The 17,277-nt window shown below is 41.8% G+C and carries 19 protein-coding genes; 12 read left to right on the forward strand and 7 right to left on the reverse strand.

All coding sequences use genetic code 11. From position 1 onward, the window contains the following. Positions 1-29 precede the first annotated feature (29 nt). Positions 30-815 (forward strand): carboxypeptidase-like regulatory domain-containing protein, encoded by a 786-nt coding sequence (locus WD077_01215; GenBank protein ID MEX0965829.1) that lies wholly within the window; start codon positions 30-32, stop codon positions 813-815. A gap of 75 nt (positions 816-890) precedes the next feature. Next, entirely contained in the window at positions 891-1,115 is a 225-nt protein-coding gene (locus WD077_01220; protein ID MEX0965830.1) for a Kazal-type serine protease inhibitor, read from the forward strand. A gap of 159 nt (positions 1,116-1,274) precedes the next feature. On the opposite strand, the gene typA is transcribed toward WD077_01220, so the two are convergent. Both typA and WD077_01230 read right to left on the reverse strand, forming a co-directional pair. Next, complete coding sequence (typA, locus tag WD077_01225) at positions 1,275-3,083, reverse strand: translational GTPase TypA (protein MEX0965831.1); 1,809 nt, start codon at positions 3,081-3,083, stop codon at positions 1,275-1,277. Between the two features lie 249 nt (positions 3,084-3,332). After that, entirely contained in the window at positions 3,333-3,686 is a 354-nt protein-coding gene (locus WD077_01230) for a hypothetical protein (GenBank protein ID MEX0965832.1), read from the reverse strand. 198 nt (positions 3,687-3,884) lie between these two features. On the opposite strand from WD077_01230, the gene WD077_01235 reads away from it, so the two are divergent. After that, the gene (locus tag WD077_01235) at positions 3,885-5,603 is read left to right on the forward strand and encodes a T9SS type A sorting domain-containing protein (GenBank protein MEX0965833.1); all 1,719 of its coding nucleotides are present in this window, start codon (positions 3,885-3,887) and stop codon (positions 5,601-5,603) included. A 98-nt stretch (positions 5,604-5,701) separates the two neighbouring features. Here WD077_01235 and WD077_01240 read toward each other — a convergent pair whose 3' ends face one another. Together WD077_01240 and WD077_01245 are read right to left on the reverse strand one after the other, a co-directional pair. Further along, positions 5,702-6,034 carry an ORF6N domain-containing protein gene (locus tag WD077_01240; protein MEX0965834.1) on the reverse strand — a complete coding sequence of 111 codons (333 nt, stop codon included), beginning with the start codon at positions 6,032-6,034 and terminating at the stop codon, positions 5,702-5,704. A 242-nt stretch (positions 6,035-6,276) separates the two neighbouring features. Continuing rightward, the gene (locus WD077_01245) at positions 6,277-7,452 is read right to left on the reverse strand and encodes a DUF1343 domain-containing protein (protein MEX0965835.1); all 1,176 of its coding nucleotides are present in this window, start codon (positions 7,450-7,452) and stop codon (positions 6,277-6,279) included. Positions 7,453-7,457: 5 nt separating this feature from the next. Between WD077_01245 and WD077_01250 the strand changes: the two genes are divergently transcribed. The 9 genes from WD077_01250 (at position 7,458) to WD077_01290 (ending at position 16,094) form a co-directional block, all read left to right on the forward strand. Then, the gene (locus tag WD077_01250; GenBank protein MEX0965836.1) at positions 7,458-8,675 is read left to right on the forward strand and encodes an FtsX-like permease family protein; all 1,218 of its coding nucleotides are present in this window, start codon (positions 7,458-7,460) and stop codon (positions 8,673-8,675) included. A gap of 1,100 nt (positions 8,676-9,775) precedes the next feature. Next, entirely contained in the window at positions 9,776-10,366 is a 591-nt protein-coding gene (locus WD077_01255; GenBank protein MEX0965837.1) for a hypothetical protein, read from the forward strand. A gap of 180 nt (positions 10,367-10,546) precedes the next feature. Beyond that, the gene (locus WD077_01260) at positions 10,547-11,404 is read left to right on the forward strand and encodes a toll/interleukin-1 receptor domain-containing protein (GenBank protein MEX0965838.1); all 858 of its coding nucleotides are present in this window, start codon (positions 10,547-10,549) and stop codon (positions 11,402-11,404) included. A gap of 180 nt (positions 11,405-11,584) precedes the next feature. After that, on the forward strand, positions 11,585-12,424 hold the full coding sequence (locus WD077_01265) for a hypothetical protein (GenBank protein MEX0965839.1): 840 nt from the start codon (positions 11,585-11,587) through the stop codon (positions 12,422-12,424). Positions 12,425-12,536: 112 nt separating this feature from the next. Further along, positions 12,537-12,758, forward strand: coding sequence for a tyrosine-type recombinase/integrase (locus WD077_01270; GenBank protein MEX0965840.1), 222 nt, complete (start codon positions 12,537-12,539; stop codon positions 12,756-12,758). A 120-nt stretch (positions 12,759-12,878) separates the two neighbouring features. After that, entirely contained in the window at positions 12,879-13,595 is a 717-nt protein-coding gene (locus tag WD077_01275; GenBank protein MEX0965841.1) for a hypothetical protein, read from the forward strand. A 171-nt stretch (positions 13,596-13,766) separates the two neighbouring features. Further along, complete coding sequence (locus WD077_01280; protein ID MEX0965842.1) at positions 13,767-14,816, forward strand: DUF2806 domain-containing protein; 1,050 nt, start codon at positions 13,767-13,769, stop codon at positions 14,814-14,816. Between the two features lie 132 nt (positions 14,817-14,948). Then, positions 14,949-15,149 carry a tyrosine-type recombinase/integrase gene (locus WD077_01285; GenBank protein MEX0965843.1) on the forward strand — a complete coding sequence of 67 codons (201 nt, stop codon included), beginning with the start codon at positions 14,949-14,951 and terminating at the stop codon, positions 15,147-15,149. Positions 15,150-15,311: 162 nt separating this feature from the next. Further along, positions 15,312-16,094 (forward strand): Fic family protein, encoded by a 783-nt coding sequence (locus tag WD077_01290; protein ID MEX0965844.1) that lies wholly within the window; start codon positions 15,312-15,314, stop codon positions 16,092-16,094. A 111-nt stretch (positions 16,095-16,205) separates the two neighbouring features. On the opposite strand, the gene WD077_01295 is transcribed toward WD077_01290, so the two are convergent. The 3 genes from WD077_01295 to WD077_01305 all read right to left on the reverse strand — a co-directional run bounded on the left by WD077_01295 (position 16,206) and on the right by WD077_01305 (position 17,178). Next, the gene (locus WD077_01295; GenBank protein MEX0965845.1) at positions 16,206-16,424 is read right to left on the reverse strand and encodes a hypothetical protein; all 219 of its coding nucleotides are present in this window, start codon (positions 16,422-16,424) and stop codon (positions 16,206-16,208) included. 84 nt (positions 16,425-16,508) lie between these two features. Then, on the reverse strand, positions 16,509-16,700 hold the full coding sequence (locus tag WD077_01300) for a hypothetical protein (GenBank protein MEX0965846.1): 192 nt from the start codon (positions 16,698-16,700) through the stop codon (positions 16,509-16,511). A gap of 91 nt (positions 16,701-16,791) precedes the next feature. Beyond that, positions 16,792-17,178 carry a hypothetical protein gene (locus tag WD077_01305; protein ID MEX0965847.1) on the reverse strand — a complete coding sequence of 129 codons (387 nt, stop codon included), beginning with the start codon at positions 17,176-17,178 and terminating at the stop codon, positions 16,792-16,794. Between the last annotated feature and the right edge of the window lie 99 nt (positions 17,179-17,277).

Consider the following 17,277-nt stretch of genomic DNA (forward strand, 5'->3'; position numbering starts at 1 on the left):
CTGCCGGTTTCTGATCTGATGACCTTTCCATGAAGCGCCTGAAACTTCCACATATCTGGCATGGGCTTGCTGCCGTGTTTCTGCTGATATCCATGCCGGAAGCCACCGCTCAATTCTTTAATATATCGCAGGGCTTCAGGCTTTCCGGCCAGGTCATTTCTGCTGATAGCCTCCTTCCGCTCCGCGATGTAAACATTCTTAATCTTAATTTAAAAACCGGTACCACAACCGATCAAAACGGATATTTTTCACTGCAGGTAAGCGAAGGCGATTCATTGGTTTTCTCAATAGTGGGCTACGAAAGAGATACACTGGTAGCAAAGGAATCGGAAGAAAATGAGCCGGTGAAAATTCTGCTGAAGCCCCGGCTTTACGAACTTCGGCAGGCCACGTTTTATGGCGTAGACAATCCGCTTGTATTTCGCCAAAAGTTCATTAACCTTGATCTGCCTGATACCACAAGCTATAGTCCATTGCAAATTCCCGGTATGAAGAAAGGCGCAGTGGCGCAGGATCCTGCAGGAGGCATTGCTATTCAAGGTCCTATTTCGCTGCTTTACAATCAATTCAGCAAACAATACCGGGAAATTAAAAAGCTCGGCAAACTGCAAAAAGAGGATCAAAGAGCAGCTCAGATAACCGCCAAATACAGCCGCGAATATGTGACCCGGATCACAGGGTTGGAAGGTGAAAGGCTTACTGCCTTCATGGCTTTCTGCGATGTAAAAGACGAATTTGTACTATCTGCCTCACAGCTTGAAATCGCGGACAGGATAGAGGAATGCCATGAGAATTTCAAAAAAGAACAGCAGTAAAAAAATTTACATTACCTGCAACGAATCACTCCAATAAAACGTCATAAAAGAGAACCAACCAAAAATTAATTTACTATGCGAACCTCAAATTTGTTTTTTACTGCCATTTTAATTCTGGCTTTTAGCGGATGTTCAAAAAATGAAGACTGCATTGATAAATCCAGAATTAACCCGGATGGCATCTGTTATCAAATATATGCACCCGTATGTGGTTGTGATGGGAAAACCTATAGCAATGACTGCTACGCTGAAAATGCAGGCGTTACCAAATGGACGGAAGGTGAATGCGGTAATAATTAAAGAAATATTTGCTTTGCTTTTTTTGGTTGTTATTTAAAAGCCACCCCTGATAATTAAAAGGGGTGGCTTTTTTATTAATATATTTAATCAATTAAATAAAGAATATAGTAAACTAAAATTGCAGTTGTTAAAAAACCGCGTGTTTACAAGAGAAGGAGCTTATGCGGTCACCGTATTTTTTGAGCGCTTGCGTTCGACCTCCTTCAGGTATATTTTGCGGATGCGCAATGATTTTGGCGTTACTTCCACGTATTCATCTCCCTGAATATATTCAAGTGCCTCTTCCAGGGAAAACTTGATGGCCGGAGCCAGCTTCACCTTGTCGTCAGCGCCTGATGAACGCATGTTGCTGAGCTTCTTGGTTTTCGTAATATTTACCACAAGGTCGCCCGGCTTGGTATTTTCTCCTATCACCTGCCCTTCATAAATATCCTCGCTTGGATTTACGAAAAACCGGCCCCGGTCCTGAAGGTTGTTCAGCGAGTATGGGATTGCCTTTCCAGGCTCCAGGCTGATGAGCGAACCATTCTTGCGGCCCGGAATATCACCTTTGTAAGGCTGAAATTCTTTGAACCTGTGTGCGATAATCGCCTCCCCGGCAGTCGCTGTCAGGAGTTGGTTTCGCAAACCGATGATTCCTCTTGATGGAATTTCGAACTGCAGTACCATACGATTTCCTTTCGGCAGCATGCTCAGCATTTCTCCTTTCCGCTGCGTTACCATTTCTATTGCTTTTCCTGATACATCATCCGGCAGGTCAATAGTCAATTCTTCCACCGGTTCATGGCGCTGGCCATCAATATTTTTTATGATCACCTGTGGCTGTCCGATTTGCAATTCATAGCCCTCTCTCCTCATGGTTTCAATGAGAATGGCAAGATGCAAAACGCCCCGGCCAAATACGTTGAAAGCATCAGCCGAGTTTGTGGGTTCCACGCGCATCGCCAGATTCTTCTCCAGTTCCTTCTCCAGTCTTTCCCTGATATGACGGGAGGTAACGAACTTGCCCTCTTTGCCAAAAAATGGAGAATCATTGATGGTGAAGAGCATGCTCATTGTCGGCTCTTCAATCGTGATGGTTTGAAGCGACTGCGGGTTTTCGATGTCTGCCACAGTGTCACCTATCTCAAAACCTTCCAGGCCCATGATGGCACAAATGTCTCCGGCATCTACTTCCTGGACTTTCTGCTTTCCTAAACCGGCAAAGAGATACAATTCCTTGATCTTTCCTTTTGAAATGCTCCCATCCCTTTTTACAAGAGATACCGCCTGCCCAGCTTTCAGTGTACCACGGTAAAGACGCCCGATGGCAATCCGTCCTACAAAGGATGAATAGTCAAGAGAAGTGATCAGCATCTGTGGCGTGCCCATTTCCACCTTTGGCGCAGGAATATGCTTAATGATCGTATCCATCAAGTAAGTAATATCCTGCGCAGGCTTACGGAAATCCGCAGCCATCCATCCTTCCTTGGCTGAACCATAAACCACGGGGAAATCAAGCTGATCCTCCGTTGCATCCAGATTGAACATCAGTTCAAAAACCTGCTCTAATACTTCGTCAGGATGACAGTTGGGTTTATCTACTTTATTGATCACCACGATTGGCTTCAGGCCCAACTCAAGTGCTTTTTTGAGGACAAACCGGGTTTGCGGCATCGGACCTTCAAAGGCATCTACCAGCAATAATGCGCCATCAGCCATATTGAGTACGCGCTCCACTTCACCACCGAAATCGCTGTGGCCGGGTGTATCTATTACGTTGATCTTAACTTCATTATATATTACGGAAACGTTTTTGGCAAGAATAGTAATGCCTCGTTCCCGCTCAAGATCATTGCTGTCCATGATCAGCTCGCCAGGGTTCTCGTGTGCTTTAAATAGCTGGCCTGCCATGAGCATTTTATCAACAAGCGTAGTCTTTCCATGATCTACGTGAGCAATGATCGCAATATTCCTAAGTTGCTTCATAAAAGAAGAGTTCTGAGTTTTTAAGTGAAAGCCCGAAACATTCCTTCAACTACCGTGTGGATGAAATGCCGGTGCAGGCCGCCATTAATAAATACTATGCCACAGCGCTGAAAAAACCGGCCTGTCATAGCCGCATTCACCGCTTTTTTTGTTTGCTAAGTATTATAACAAAAAATAAAGGATTCCGGGCTTCGCGGGAATGAAATACCTGAAACTTTACGCTGCAAGACGGGAGTTTCCTCTGTATCGTCAGTTTTCGCCTTCCTCAATGAACCTGATCAGGATTGCTGATCGGCCGCTTTTATAGATAACCCCTTCAACAGGAAGTCCGTCACCGCGCCTTTTCATTGCCATTTCCGCAAATTTGGAAGCCCAATCATACGGAGATCTGAGGATAGTTAACGCAAAAGGTTCAATACGTGATAATTCCTCGTAAGGCGCTGCAGGTTCCGACATCATAAAGACTTTAATGCCATTTATTTCAGTAACCTTTCCCAGCGATTCCGGGGCTGCGGGCTTATACTTTTCACTGAAAGACAGGAAGTTGATGGCTAAAGAAACAATCAGCAATAACAGGACAAGTGAAGAAAGAATCTTTTTCATAAATGAAGCGCGGTTAAGTTTAAAACGTGGCAAAATTAACAATGAATAAGACTACCAGATTCTATGTTTACCGTTAATCTATTCTTTCCCTTTTCGAAAATTTCATCAGGGCGAAACAGGCACGTAAGAAATTAAAACAAAAGGATTTGCATAATAAAAAAACATCATTATCTTCCTTTATAATTAATACCTCCCCTTATGAAAAAGATCTTGCTCATCTGCAGTACATTGATTTCTTTATCCTTTTTTGCCCACTTGCAGGCACAACCCGGAATAGCCGGGGGCTACATTGACTATTTCTGCGCTGGGCAGGATAGTTTCTACATCACACTCCACGTTACAGCCGACTGCAACAGCTCGCTGGCCTTCAGCAAAACGCTGACGGCCACACCGGAATGTAGTGCTGTTTCACCAGTTTCCATCCAGCTTTCCGTGCAGGATTCTGCTGATCGCACCGAATATTGTGAGGGTGCCTGTAACCGATGTAGCGATCCTGGGTGCTCAGCGCCTTATGGATTTACGGAATACCGGCTTACCGGTATTCTTGATCTCAGCCAACAAGCATGTGACAAATGGACGTTTAACTGGCAGGAAAGCAAGCGTTCCGGAGCAATTACTACCGGGCCGGCAAATGATGGTATTTACCTATATGCCACTATTGACAAAGCAGTAGCACCGTGCAACTCAACCTCCACACTTCGACCTTTTGGCAGCACACTTATTTGTGCAGGGCAATGCTTTATGTCTTACGGCAATGGCCCGGACCCGGACGGTGATTCGCTGGTATATTCCCTTGTTTCGGCTAAGTCATCACCCACGCAGGATGTTACTTATCACTCACCTTACACGGCTGAGACACCCCTATACTACAATGGCTTCCCCAATACGACCTTCCCATACGATCCTCCGCTTTGCCGGGGATTCCATCTTGATGCTGCTGATGGCACCCTCGCATTCAGACCCCAGCAGGCGCAAAGTGCCATTATCAGCTACCGGATTGAAGAATATCGCAATCAGATTAAAATTGGTGAGCGCGTAAGAGACCTGATGGTAACAGTGATAAATTGCCCTTCAAACGATTTACCCATCCTCAGTGGAATAAACGGATCCACAAACTTCAGTACGGAAGCTTGTCCGGGGCAAAATATTTCGTTTACGATAAACTCATCTCACCCATCCACTGATACGGTATTCATGCGCTGGGATGGAGGCATTCCCGGGGCCAACTTTACTGTGAGTACAGGACGCTTGCCTACCGGAACTTTTTCCTGGACCCCGAAGGAGTCTGACGTGAGACACTCACCTTATTTCTTTACTTTGCAGGCCACTGACAATGCGTGCCCTCTTCCTGGCAATATCATCCGCTCCTACCGGATAACAGTAAAACCGCTTCCGACAGCCCATTATACCGTTACCGATCTGGGTATGGGATTATACGAATTCTCAATAACCGGGTCTAATCCCCCGGGTGCTCTTGTGGAATGGAGTGGCGGTGACGGCATCGGCACAGGCAATGGTGGGGCAGATGCCGGGAAACGGAAGTTCACACATCAGTTTTCACAAGAAGACACTATTCCATTTCGATTAAGATTGATTACAGATTGTGTCAATATATATGACGACACTTTGATCGTAGAATTTACAACTGGAATGAACAAACCGCTTTCGGCAAATCCTGCCGTCCAACTGTTTCCCAATCCGGCTAAAGGCCATGCCACCCTCCTGTTCGATAAAAGTGGGTTTGCACCAACTACTGTGGAACTTTACAGCCCTGAAGGCAAGATCGTGGGAACGTGGAGGCAGGAACAACCCGGTGAGTTAAGGATGGACAGGGAAGGCCTGGCCAATGGAATTTATCTTTTGCGGCTTCGAAACAATTTGGGGCAAAGCTGGCAGGCTAAATTAATATTTGAATAAGAATATTTTTATTTATTTTAAACGACCTGTTAAATTCTTCAATAAATTGGTAAATCCGGGCTTCACATTCCAATTAAGGGATTTTTATTCCTATGTCTTTAAACGCTTATGGTTTTGGTGTAGATGGCGGCCGCTACCTCATTTTTACGTTTAGCAACGCCTTGTTCTGTGAAAATGTGAGGATTATGAAAAGAGTGTTTTAGTGATTCGAACCGGTCGCAAATTGCGACCAGTTCATCTTTTTCATTATTGCTCAGTTGAAATCTAAAAGTTTCAGGAAAGCGGTCAATATTCCTTTTTACTTGTTCATTCAACCGTTTTACCTCAACCTCATACATCTCTGCCAAATCACGGTCAACCATCACCTGCACGCCCCGCATGGTGAAGATTCGATCTTGAATTTTTTCTATGGGCAAATATTTATAAGGCATCGTGTTAATTTTTATACTCCTCGAATTAGATGGAGTTAATGGGGGCATATTTTGCCTAATTAACTCGGCTTTCAGGTTTGATACCAGTTCTATTTATCAGTTTCGAATTTCGTTTTCCTGTATGAGCCGTAGCAAAAACTCAATTCCCTTTCAAGCCCAATGTAGCAATACATTTCTGCTGGAAGACCGGCTTCCATTCCTTTTTCTGCTTGCGAAAGAGATACGCTATCGGGGTGGATATATCAAGACAACGGATAAAGCAAATACTTTTGCCTCATTTCATCATATTGCCGGAGGCCAGGTTGCCACGATTTTCTTATATCCTCGGGTGATTCTCCGCGTTCTATCTGTTTGCGCAATTCGTCAGTACCCGCTAATTTGTCAAAAAACCCATTAAAGAATTTGCTTTTGTCTTCGCTGTCATTGTAAAAACCCGTAAGCCAATAAAGGTAAATTTCTCTGGAAGGCATAATGTATTCCCGGCAAAAATTTGTGAGGCTGAACCCAGTACATTGCTTCCCTTCATAAGGCGGATTGTCAGCCACTCCGGGAATGCTCTTTGGCGTGAAGGTAAAATTGCCGGCCTTAAACCCTGGCCGTCCGATGATCTCAAAAGGAGTATCGGTTCCCCGGCCTACGCTTACATTGGTGCCTTCAAAAAAGCAGAGGGAAGGATATAGGCAAATTGCCTCTTTGCTTTTAAGGTTTGGAGATGGAGGAGCAGGAAGGTCGTATTCTGTGGAATGGGTGTAGTTTAACAACGGAATAACCTGAAGATTGCATTTCTTTCCATTGGCGAGCCAGCCCTCTCCATTGATCATTTGCGCATATTCGCCCATCGTCATTCCGTGGACTACCGGTACGGGATGCATTCCTACGAATGATTTGAATGCCGGGACCAGCACCGGCCCGTCTATGTAACTGCCGTTAGGATTCGGACGATCCAGGACCACAAGCAACTTTTGATTTTCAGCACATGCCTCCATTACGTAGTGGAGGGTGGAGATGTAGGTATAAAAACGTGCGCCCACATCCTGAATATCGAATACCAGCACATCTGCATCCTGCATCTGGGCCACCGAGGGCTTTTTATTATCTCCATAGAGCGATACCAGCGGGACGCCAGTTTTCTCATCCACTGTGGAACTCACCTTCTCTCCTGCTGAGACATTGCCGCGAAACCCATGTTCGGGAGTAAACACCTTTACCACATTTATCTTCAGCGACAACAGTGTATCCAGGAGATGCGTGCTGCCCACCAGCGAAGTTTGGTTCGCCACGAGTGCTACTTTTTTTCCGGTAAGAGCGGGCAGATATTTGGCGGTTTGCTCCGCTCCCAGCCCAATTTGTGCAAAAGTTTGCAGCGGAGCCACAAGCAAAGCAATAAACAGTAGTAATTTTACACGCTGAAACTTCATCGGATTTGAATTTTGAACTTTATGTAGCGGAACGGATTTCCTTCCGTTCCAGACGCACCTTCTCGAAACTGGTTGTAAGAATTGCCGTATCGGCCATCGCCCTTAGCGTGGCCATTATGATTATTTCTGTGTCTATCGTAAAAGGATTCCAGGGCGAGATCACAAATAAGGTAATTGGTTTCGGTTCTCACATCCAGGTGAGTCATGCAAAAATAAACCGCACGTTCGAGAACACACCTATAGAGAGAAGTCAAGAATTTTACCGCAAAGCTGACAGCATGCCTAAAGTGCGTCATGTCCAATCCTTTGCATTTATTCCGGGAATTTTCCGGACAGATGAGGCAATTGAAGGCGTGATCCTGAAAGGCGTGGATGAACATTATGACTGGCAGTTCTTTGAGCAAAAGCTTGTAAAGGGCCACCCGGTGCGGTACAATGATTCAGCAGCCTCCAACGATATTGTGGTCTCGCAAATTATTGCTGACAAGCTGAAGCTGGATACCGGAGACCGGGTGATCACCTACTTCATCAGGCGGGCCGCACAGGTGAGACGCTTTACCGTGGCCGGGATATATGATACAGGGCTGGAAGAGATTGATGAGCGATTTGTGCTGGCTGACATTGGCCATATCCAGCAACTGAACGAATGGGATGAAAATATGATCGGTGGATATGAGGTGCTGCTCCATGATCTGGATGACCTGGAAGAGGTGAATGCTCAGATCCGGCTTATGGTGCCTCCCTACCAGGATACCCAAACCATCAAAGAACTATTCCCCCAGATCTTCGATTGGCTCAACCTGCTTAATATCAATGTGCTTATTATGTTGCCCTTGCTCATCATTGTGGCCAGCATCAACATGATCACTGCCCTCCTCATCATGATCCTGGAAAAAACACAAATGATCGGGGTGTTGAAGGCGCTGGGTGCAAACAATTATTCTGTTCGCAAAATATTCATTTACAACGCCTTGCTTCTGTCAATACTGGGTGTTGTGCTGGGCAACATTCTGGGGCTGGGCCTTATGTGGCTTCAGTACGAGTTTCAGATCATCCACCTGGCCCAGGAATCTTATTACGTATCTGAAGTCCCTGTAATTTTTAACTTCCTGGATATTTTCCTGATCAATGCAGGAACCATCATCGTATGCTCGCTCATTATGCTGCTGCCTTCGTTGCTTGCCACGCGCATTACGCCTCTCAAGGCGCTCCGTTTTGAATAGGGTGTTAGTAATAACAATGCTCTTCGATTGATCTGGAAGTAACACGTTGCGATTGAAATCCCAACCTGAAAATCACAAGCGGACACTTGCGATAGAAAGGGGGTGATGCTTTCATGAAACCGCGATAACGGAATTTGAGGCCAATGCTCCTTAATCTCCTCCGTAGCCTCGTCCCACAACCGCAGTATTTCGGCCTTGCTGTTTCCGTGGTCAATCTCCTCCCGTAGCTCGCTGGTTTTGCCCGTTACAATTTCCTTTATGCCCGGTGCTCCTATGGCCAGCAACTCCATGCTCAGGGCTGCAAAAGTGCGCATGCCCCCAATCGAAAAGCTAAAAAGCTCCTTTTCCGGAAAAGCTTCGATAACCCTGCGGGTAAGATTTCTGTGGCCCTGCCAATGATCCAAAAGTTCTGATGCGGTGATAACGCTCGCCACCTGTACGTCCTGCTGTGCTTGATTCATGTCAATTTGCTTTTTGTGATTTAAATGATTGCAGCAAACCTAAACCGGGCAGGTGACAGCCTTATGTCAGCAGGTAAAAAAAGATTGTGGTCAGAGTGGGGCCGGTAAGGAAGGTTCCCAAAAACCAGAAATCTTGCTCACATCCGCCAAAAAATCGCACGCGTTGCGCTTCGCTACAAGCGGGCTAACTGAGGAGGATAGCAAAACTCCCGATATTCGATATTTTATTTCAGCATTGCGTTTAAACCTACAAGGCTTGGCATCTGCCCGATAATGCGGAAAGCAAAAAAGCCGCTGGACGCGTTGGATATCTGAAAAGAAATTTACCTACATTTGGCCTCGAAGCCGGGGCGAAATCCCGGGTTCACGTAAAGTGGATATAAACGAAATTGCGTTTATAAACTTGTTAGATGTAATTTTAAACGACAACCAATATGAAATACTTACTTCTATTACTTGGGACAATATCAATCCTTTTTTCTATTTATTTCTTCTTTCAAACATCTGACATTTTTATCGACATTTTAGACAGAGGGTTCATGAAAACAAATAAAGCCGACTTACTCAAACCAACGTTGATACTATTAATTGGTATTTTTTTCTTTTTCGTTTATTACAGACAATTAAAAAATAAAAGCAATGAAAATTAAATCTGCAATTGTATTACTTATAATTTCTCTCACCAGTTCCAGTAGTTTTGGGCAAACTCCCTCTGACTACACAGACGGAGTTACCAAATTCATTAATTGGTTTTCTGACATTGACAAAGTGTTGACGAATATTTCAGACAAGGAAAAACTGAAAAGAATTTACAGACAGTTAGGTTATGCAAGTGAAGACATTGACAATATCGCTTTAGGGAAATTACTTTTAGCAACAGAAATATCAAAGTTGTCTAATTTAAGTCAACAAGGTGAACTTGAGAAGTTAAAACCACAAATTGACGACATCTTAAGTGACATCAATAAATTAGTAAGTAGACTTGAACTCATTAAAGGGGACGTATCGCAAACTGACCAAGTAATTGTTGACAGCATTATTCAAACCATACGAATCGGATTTATGAATAGGAAACTTTATTATTTAAAAGATATTAAGGCATTCCTATACGGAGAAGATATTTCTTTGAGTAAAATCAAAGATGAGGCTAACCAAGCAAAAAAAATCGCTGATGAAGCAGCAACTAAAGTCAAAGAAGCTAAATTGAAAATCAAAGAGAAACTTGGTTAACAGAATTCTGACACATTAAATGGGAAAGAGAAACTACAGCTAACAGCACCTACAAGAAATTGGCGGTTCAGTGGTTATATGAAGTTTATATCTTCGTATCAAGTTTTGGGGTGGCAAACAGTTTAGTGCTTTGAAATCCGCTCCTTCGCCAAGCGCCAAAACGTTGTAGTCAATGCAAAAATGAAAGAACTTAACTCATCGACATTGAATGGTAAAGCCGTTAAAATCAAACTTAAAAACGGTAGTAGTCAAATTGGTTTTTTACCAATTCAATCCAATAATGAAATCTTTGAAAAGACACAAATTGCTTTTCTTCCCTGGGACAAGTCGGACGACTTTTACGCATTCTTCAAAGCTAGAACAACAGTATCAAACCAAGACCTACAAAAATATGTGAAATACATAAACCGGGAAGAAATAGACTCATATGAGATTATGGAAAGTGAGATAAGTGTAATAGGAATAGAAAATGGTAAACCCGTTCCAAATTGGCTAAAACTACAATTGTACAAAAAAGCAAAGCCGGGACATCTTGCTGCCAAGTATAAAATACCCGGAAATTCCAAATGGTTTGAGCTCGGAGAACTTCAAATCATAGACAGACAAATAACTCTTCCTTTGACCCTCCTGTTTCTTTCTTACGCAAAAGAGGACAAGAAAACGGTAAAGTTAGCTATGAACGACTTGCACGACAATGGCGTATTGACATGGTTTGACGAGAAAGACCTCCTACCAGGAGACGACTGGGAAGCAAAAATTGAAGAGGCCATTGAAAAGTCCGACTACGTTTTGGTATTCTTGTCATCCAAGACCATTGACAAAGTCGGTTACAAGAACAAGGAAATCAAATACGCACTTGACCAATACTCATTGAGACCCTCAGGAAAAAGGTATATAATTCCCATTCTACTTGACGAATGCACACCACCAAGAGAGTTTAAAGGAATACATTGGTTAAAAGCAACAGAGGAGAATTGGTTTGAAAAACTATTAGTATCAATAGGGAAATACCCGATTGACAAAGACATAATAGATTAAAAAGCACTGGCTACAACAGCACCTAAAAAACATGGGGTACCTACAGGTAGCGAGACATTTTGTACTTTGGTTCAAACATTTTCCCAGCCGAGAACGATACGGTTTTTAATGCCCCACGTTTCTTAACTGCAAACCGCTATCGGCAATTTAAAGAAAGACAGTGCAGTAAACTGATGAGATATGGAAATTTTTAAGAACGTAACTGAATGTATTATTTTTTCTAAATGTGCAATAAATCTGTATCCTTCATTGAAAAAAATAATAGAGACAAAAGATTTTACTACATGGACAGATAAACTAAATAAAAGTTCAGATTTTCGAGATATGCTTATTGGTGAAAATTCCAAATTAAACTTACTAAATACTTCTGTTTTGATTGGATTAAGCATTGATAAATCACTTGATGATACGCTTTTTGCATATTATAAGATGCTATTTAAAAAGGCCGATTTGTATTTGGAAAGTTTTCCAAAACTGAAGACTAACAAAAATTTTAAAGACAAACTCAAAAACATAGAGAATTTGAATTTTTTATCGACACTTAGTGAGTTGTCTTTGGCTTATAAGTTAAAAGAATCTGGATTTTCTATCAAGTTTGAAACAAAATTTAAACAATCAAATACTGGAAGGAACAGAGATGTAGATATTAGCATTTCAGACAATAAAAATAATGAAACTCATTTTGAGGTTTATATGCCTAACAAACAATTAGACCTTAATGGATTTTTTGACCTACATCAAGATGATGCACATTTTTCAAGTAAAATAGAGCAGAAGCTAATTGATAAATTTGGACAAGATGGTATAACAGGATTAAACGGTCAGGTTCTTTTAGCAATTAATAAAGTATTTTTTGATATGATTCATGTGAAAACCATTTTGCCATTTTTCAGTGTTGAGAATGCATATAACGATTTAATTAAACTGATTCCTAAAGACGTTGATGGCTTGCTTATTTATGAAGATGAATTTGGGCATGAGAACTCATTTAGATTTGAAAGGATAATGTTAAAAAAATGAAAAAGCCGATAATGAGTAGACGACCGGTGAGCCGTTAAGCCCACCAGAGCGCCTCTCACACCATTCCGATAGCTATCGGAACGGTTCATTAAGTTGCGGAGCTATTTGTTGGTTGCACTCCAGCAATGATTCATACCCCCCGCTTCATCAGGCGTTTCACAGTGATGGTTTGCGCCACAGCTTTGCCACCCACCTACTGGAAAACGGGACAGACCTGCGCTATATCCAGTCACTTTTGGGCCATCAAAGCACCAAAACCACCGAGATATACACGCACATCACCACCAAGGGAATAGACCAGATAAAAAATCCGCTGGACGAGTTGGATATCTGAAAAAGAAATTTACCTAAATTTGGCCTCGAAGCCGGGGCGAAATCCCGGGTTCGGGTAAAGTGGATATAAACGCAATTGCGTTTATAAACTCGTTATATGCCACTTTAGGACGACACGACAATGAAAGTAAACTTCGACATAAAAGACAATCACGCTATCGAAATTGCAGGACGACATATCGACCTACATAACAATTTTGACTTCGTTGGTTTTGACTACAAAGTTGCTGACCGAGAAATTAAACTTCATTGGAAAAAATCAAGTGGTGACTGGGTTGACGAAAAAGAATTTTCAAGTTTGGTTTTGACACATAAAGGCGTGACCTTTTTGAAAGTTATTGAACAAGATGAAAAAAGCGTTTATGAAGACGATTGTTGTTTAGGAGAAATTACATTTTTTCCATCAACAGCAAGAGAAGTTAATGACAGCATTGTTCCTCAACCAAAACCAAATGACGGAGACGACATTCTTTACTTTTTTGAAAACAGACAGCTAATAAGAATTCATTGTGAACAAATAGAACTCGGAATAAAAATGCCAAACGAAATTTCCGACAACAGCTTTGCTTATAGCAACTTGACGGAAGAAGAAGCATTTTGGGTTATGTGGTATTTCTTAGACGGACATTACGAGTTGGCAGGTGGAGAATTTGACCTATCAGACATTTTGAGTGCTTCACAACCTTTTGAATTTGACGACAACGGACACTTCGATGGACAGGTTAAGGGTAATAGACGAGTTGCACCAGCGGACAGCGGAATGGTTTGGCAATGGAATGAAGCTGTAAAAAAATATAGAGAACACGGACGACCAAAACCAGCACCATTAAAGAAATGAGAAAAGCGGCATATAACAGCGGTTTGGCAAAAGTGGCGGTTCAGTGCTCCGCAGACAGTTTTGTGGTTAATCAAAGTTTGGTTCTCCGCATCAACATTTGTGGTGAAAATCGCCACCTTCGCCAAGCCGCAAACCGTTGGCGTGCATTAGAACAAAACATAGAGAAATATTATGGAAATAAAAGATTTAACAGGGCTTAGCGAGCCATTAAAAAAGCTTATTGAAGTAGTTTCTCAAGGTATTGGTGCTCTGAGCAAGCCTTATTTAATTAGGAAAACTGCAGATGCAAAGGCATATGAAATTAAAGTCATTGCGGAAGCAATTAAAGACAATCAGCAGGACTTGAAGAAAATAGGTTTCGATGATGAAAAATTAAGCTTGATGTCTCTAGACGAAAAGACATTGCAAAACGAATTAACCTTAGAGGAAAGGACGCAAAACAGGATTGAATTTCAAGAGCAGAAGAAGCAGAAGAATATTGAAAACATTACTCAAAAGGCTGCCCAAAATTTAGAAAATGAGAGTAAAGTATCTGATGAACCAGTTGATGAAGATTGGACAACTAGGTTCTTTTCATATGCGGAGGATATATCAAATGAGGAAATGCAAGAATTATGGGCAAGGATTCTAGCAGGAGAAGTCAAAAGACCAAAATCTTTTTCATTAAGAACACTTGACATATTACGAAATTTGTCCAAAGAAGAAGCTCAGGTATTTATGAAGTTCGCTTCATTGCACATAAAATCAGGAGATAATAGCTTCATTCTTAATTTCAAAAATGAAAAGTTGATGGAAGAAAAATATGGGCTTAACTTCAATGACAGACTGCTTTTAGAAGAACTAGGTTTTCTGACTGCCAATGATTTACAAATTCAACTTGCAAAAACGGAGGGTCAACCAAGACAAACTGTACTAATTGTCGGCAATACTATAGTCATACAAGACAAGGAGATAAACAAACCCCAACAACAACTGCAAGTATTAGTATTTACGAAAATTGGAAAACAACTATTGGATCTTGTACAAACTACTCCTGACATTGATTACATTCAATTAATAGCTTCCAAATTAAACAGATCTAATGGCCCTGTGAGATATGGTTACATACTCAAATATTTAGATAATGGACAAGTTAGCCATAGTCCATTAATGGAAGTTCCTCTGACAGAAGCAGAATTGGAACAAAAAAAGAAGAAAGAAGAAAATCAAAATAATAAATAACGACACGCCAATTGAGTAGACGGCCGGTGAGCCGTTAAGCCCACCGGAGCGCCTCTCACACCATTCCGATAGCTATCGGAACGGTTCATTAAGTTGCGGAGCTATTTGTAGGTAGCAATCCAGTTATGGCTCATACCCCCGCTTCATCAGGCGTTTCACTGTACTGGTTTGCGCCACAGCTTTGCCACGCACCTACTGGGAAACGGGACAGACCTGCGCTATATCCAGTCACTTTTAGGTCATCAAAGCAGCAAGTCCACCGAGATATACACGCACATCACCACCAAGGGAATAGACCAGATCAAAAATCCGCTGGACGAGTTGGATATCTGAAAAGAAATTTACCTACATTTGGCCTCGAAGCCGGGGCGAAATCCCGGGTTCAGGTAAAGTGGATATAAACTCGTTGTGCCCAATGCTACCACGACATTCAAGCGACACAGCTGACTACAAAAAATCGAACTTTTAGACGACATATTTAACTAACTTTGGACAATGAATTTGCAGCTAAAAATATTAAGACAAGACTTATTTGATGGGTATAAAAAGCAACTAAAAATTGATATTGAGAGTGCTTTTGCTTCTATAAAAAAGAAGCCACAATCAATTGAAGATTTCAAATTTTATCTCGCAAATTCTGCAGTGCATTCATCTAACATTGAGGGCAACACAGTAAGTTTTGACACCTATTTAAAAGCCAGTGAGTTCAAATTGCATTTAAAGACAAAGGAGATAAAAGAAATTGAGAACCTCATCGCTGCTTATCAATTTGCTAGAGAAAATGAATTAACACTTGAGAATATTTTAAGAACACACGAAATTTTGACTACATCTATCCTTGTTAAAAAGGAGCGTGGAAAAATAAGAAAAGTAAAGGTTGGGGTAAGAAGCGATGGACGTTTGATTTACTTAGCTGTTGAACCTGAATTTGTTAAAAAGGAATTGGAAAAGTTGTTTGCTGATATTTCGGTTTTGCTCAAAGCTAAATTGACAACAACTGAAGTATTTTATTACGCTGCGTTAATTCATCTTGTGTTCGTTAATATTCATCCATTTATTGACGGAAATGGCAGAGCGACCAGACTTATTGAGAAGTGGTTTTTAGCAAAAAAACTTGGAGACAATTCTTGGTTTATAACATCAGAGAAAAACTATTGGGACAACAGACCATTATATTATAAGAACTTGCAACTTGGCGTCAATTATTATGAGGTAAAATATGAGTTGAGTATCCCTTTTTTATCAATGCTGCCAAATTCATTATTGGAAAAGTTTTGAAACATCTTCAACCATTGAAAGAAGTTTTTTATAGCCTGAACCATTGGATGGAAAAAAGCACTGGGCATAATTGAGACGGCCGGTGAGCCGTTAAGCCCACCGCAGCGCCTCTCACACCACTGTACCCTTCAATTCTTCAGGGCGGGCCAGGCGGGTCACGTATACAGCGTTTCGCATCAGCTTCAGGATATTTCCATTAGGATCGTAGCCAAAGTTAGTTTTATTATTTATGCTCAGGGAGCCGCTATTGCTCCATTGGTTGCTGGTCAAAGATGATCTGGAGCAACCCAAATATATCCATTTCAGCAAAAGCAGAAACCCATGTTTCATCCGTTACGGTGGTCATTACCTGGTTTTTGATATTAGCATCTGCACAGAGTATATCCAAATGGGTGCTTTGGCTTAATATGGTACTTACATATCCCGCGTTTCCGGCCAGCGTAGGCAATAACACGTCAGTAAAGGCAGTGATATTATAATGACTGATAAGGAATTTCGGTAGCTACTTTGGCCTTCCTCATCTCTCAGTGCATCCAGTGCATCTCCAATGTCGCCAATCTCTGTAACGATATTGTCATCCACCCGGAACCGCGCTCTCGCTCGCATCCTGCGAGTGTGAGCTTTTTTCAGCCCTCTGGGCTAAATTAGGCGGGACGCCTCGTAATAGCTGACACTTGCGATAGAAAGGGAAGAAACTCTAAAGATTTCCTCTTTTTATAGTTCTATATAAAGAAAGAAACACAAAAGGGAAAATTATAAAATAGGCTGCTATAAAAGTCACAGAAATTATGGCTGCGATTCCATGAACATAACGAATTTCAAGAGCCGGAAATAACTTTGCAATAATTAAGTATAAGCTTACTATTAATTCTGCCATTAAAATAAAGGTGGCCAACTTTCTTATTGTTTTAACGTTACCTTGAACGATCATGTATAGCATATCCAGCGTTAGAATCAGGGCAATCAACTGGTATCCAACGGGGTAAACGAATAAACTTACATAAGAAAAGAAGTAAATAATCATATGAAAAAATACTTGATTTCTTCTCATAAACCTTGATTTATCTAGTGGATTCTTCTTCATTCTCTTCCCTCTCTAGCGCGAGCATTTGCTCGTGCTTCAAGTCCGTGTCTCGTCCTGAAAAAAGTTTACAGGTGAAGTGTTAGTCCTGGAATAGGTTTA

This window comes from Bacteroidia bacterium (assembly GCA_040880525.1).
GTDB lineage: Bacteria > Bacteroidota > Bacteroidia > CAILMK01 > JBBDIG01 > JBBDIG01.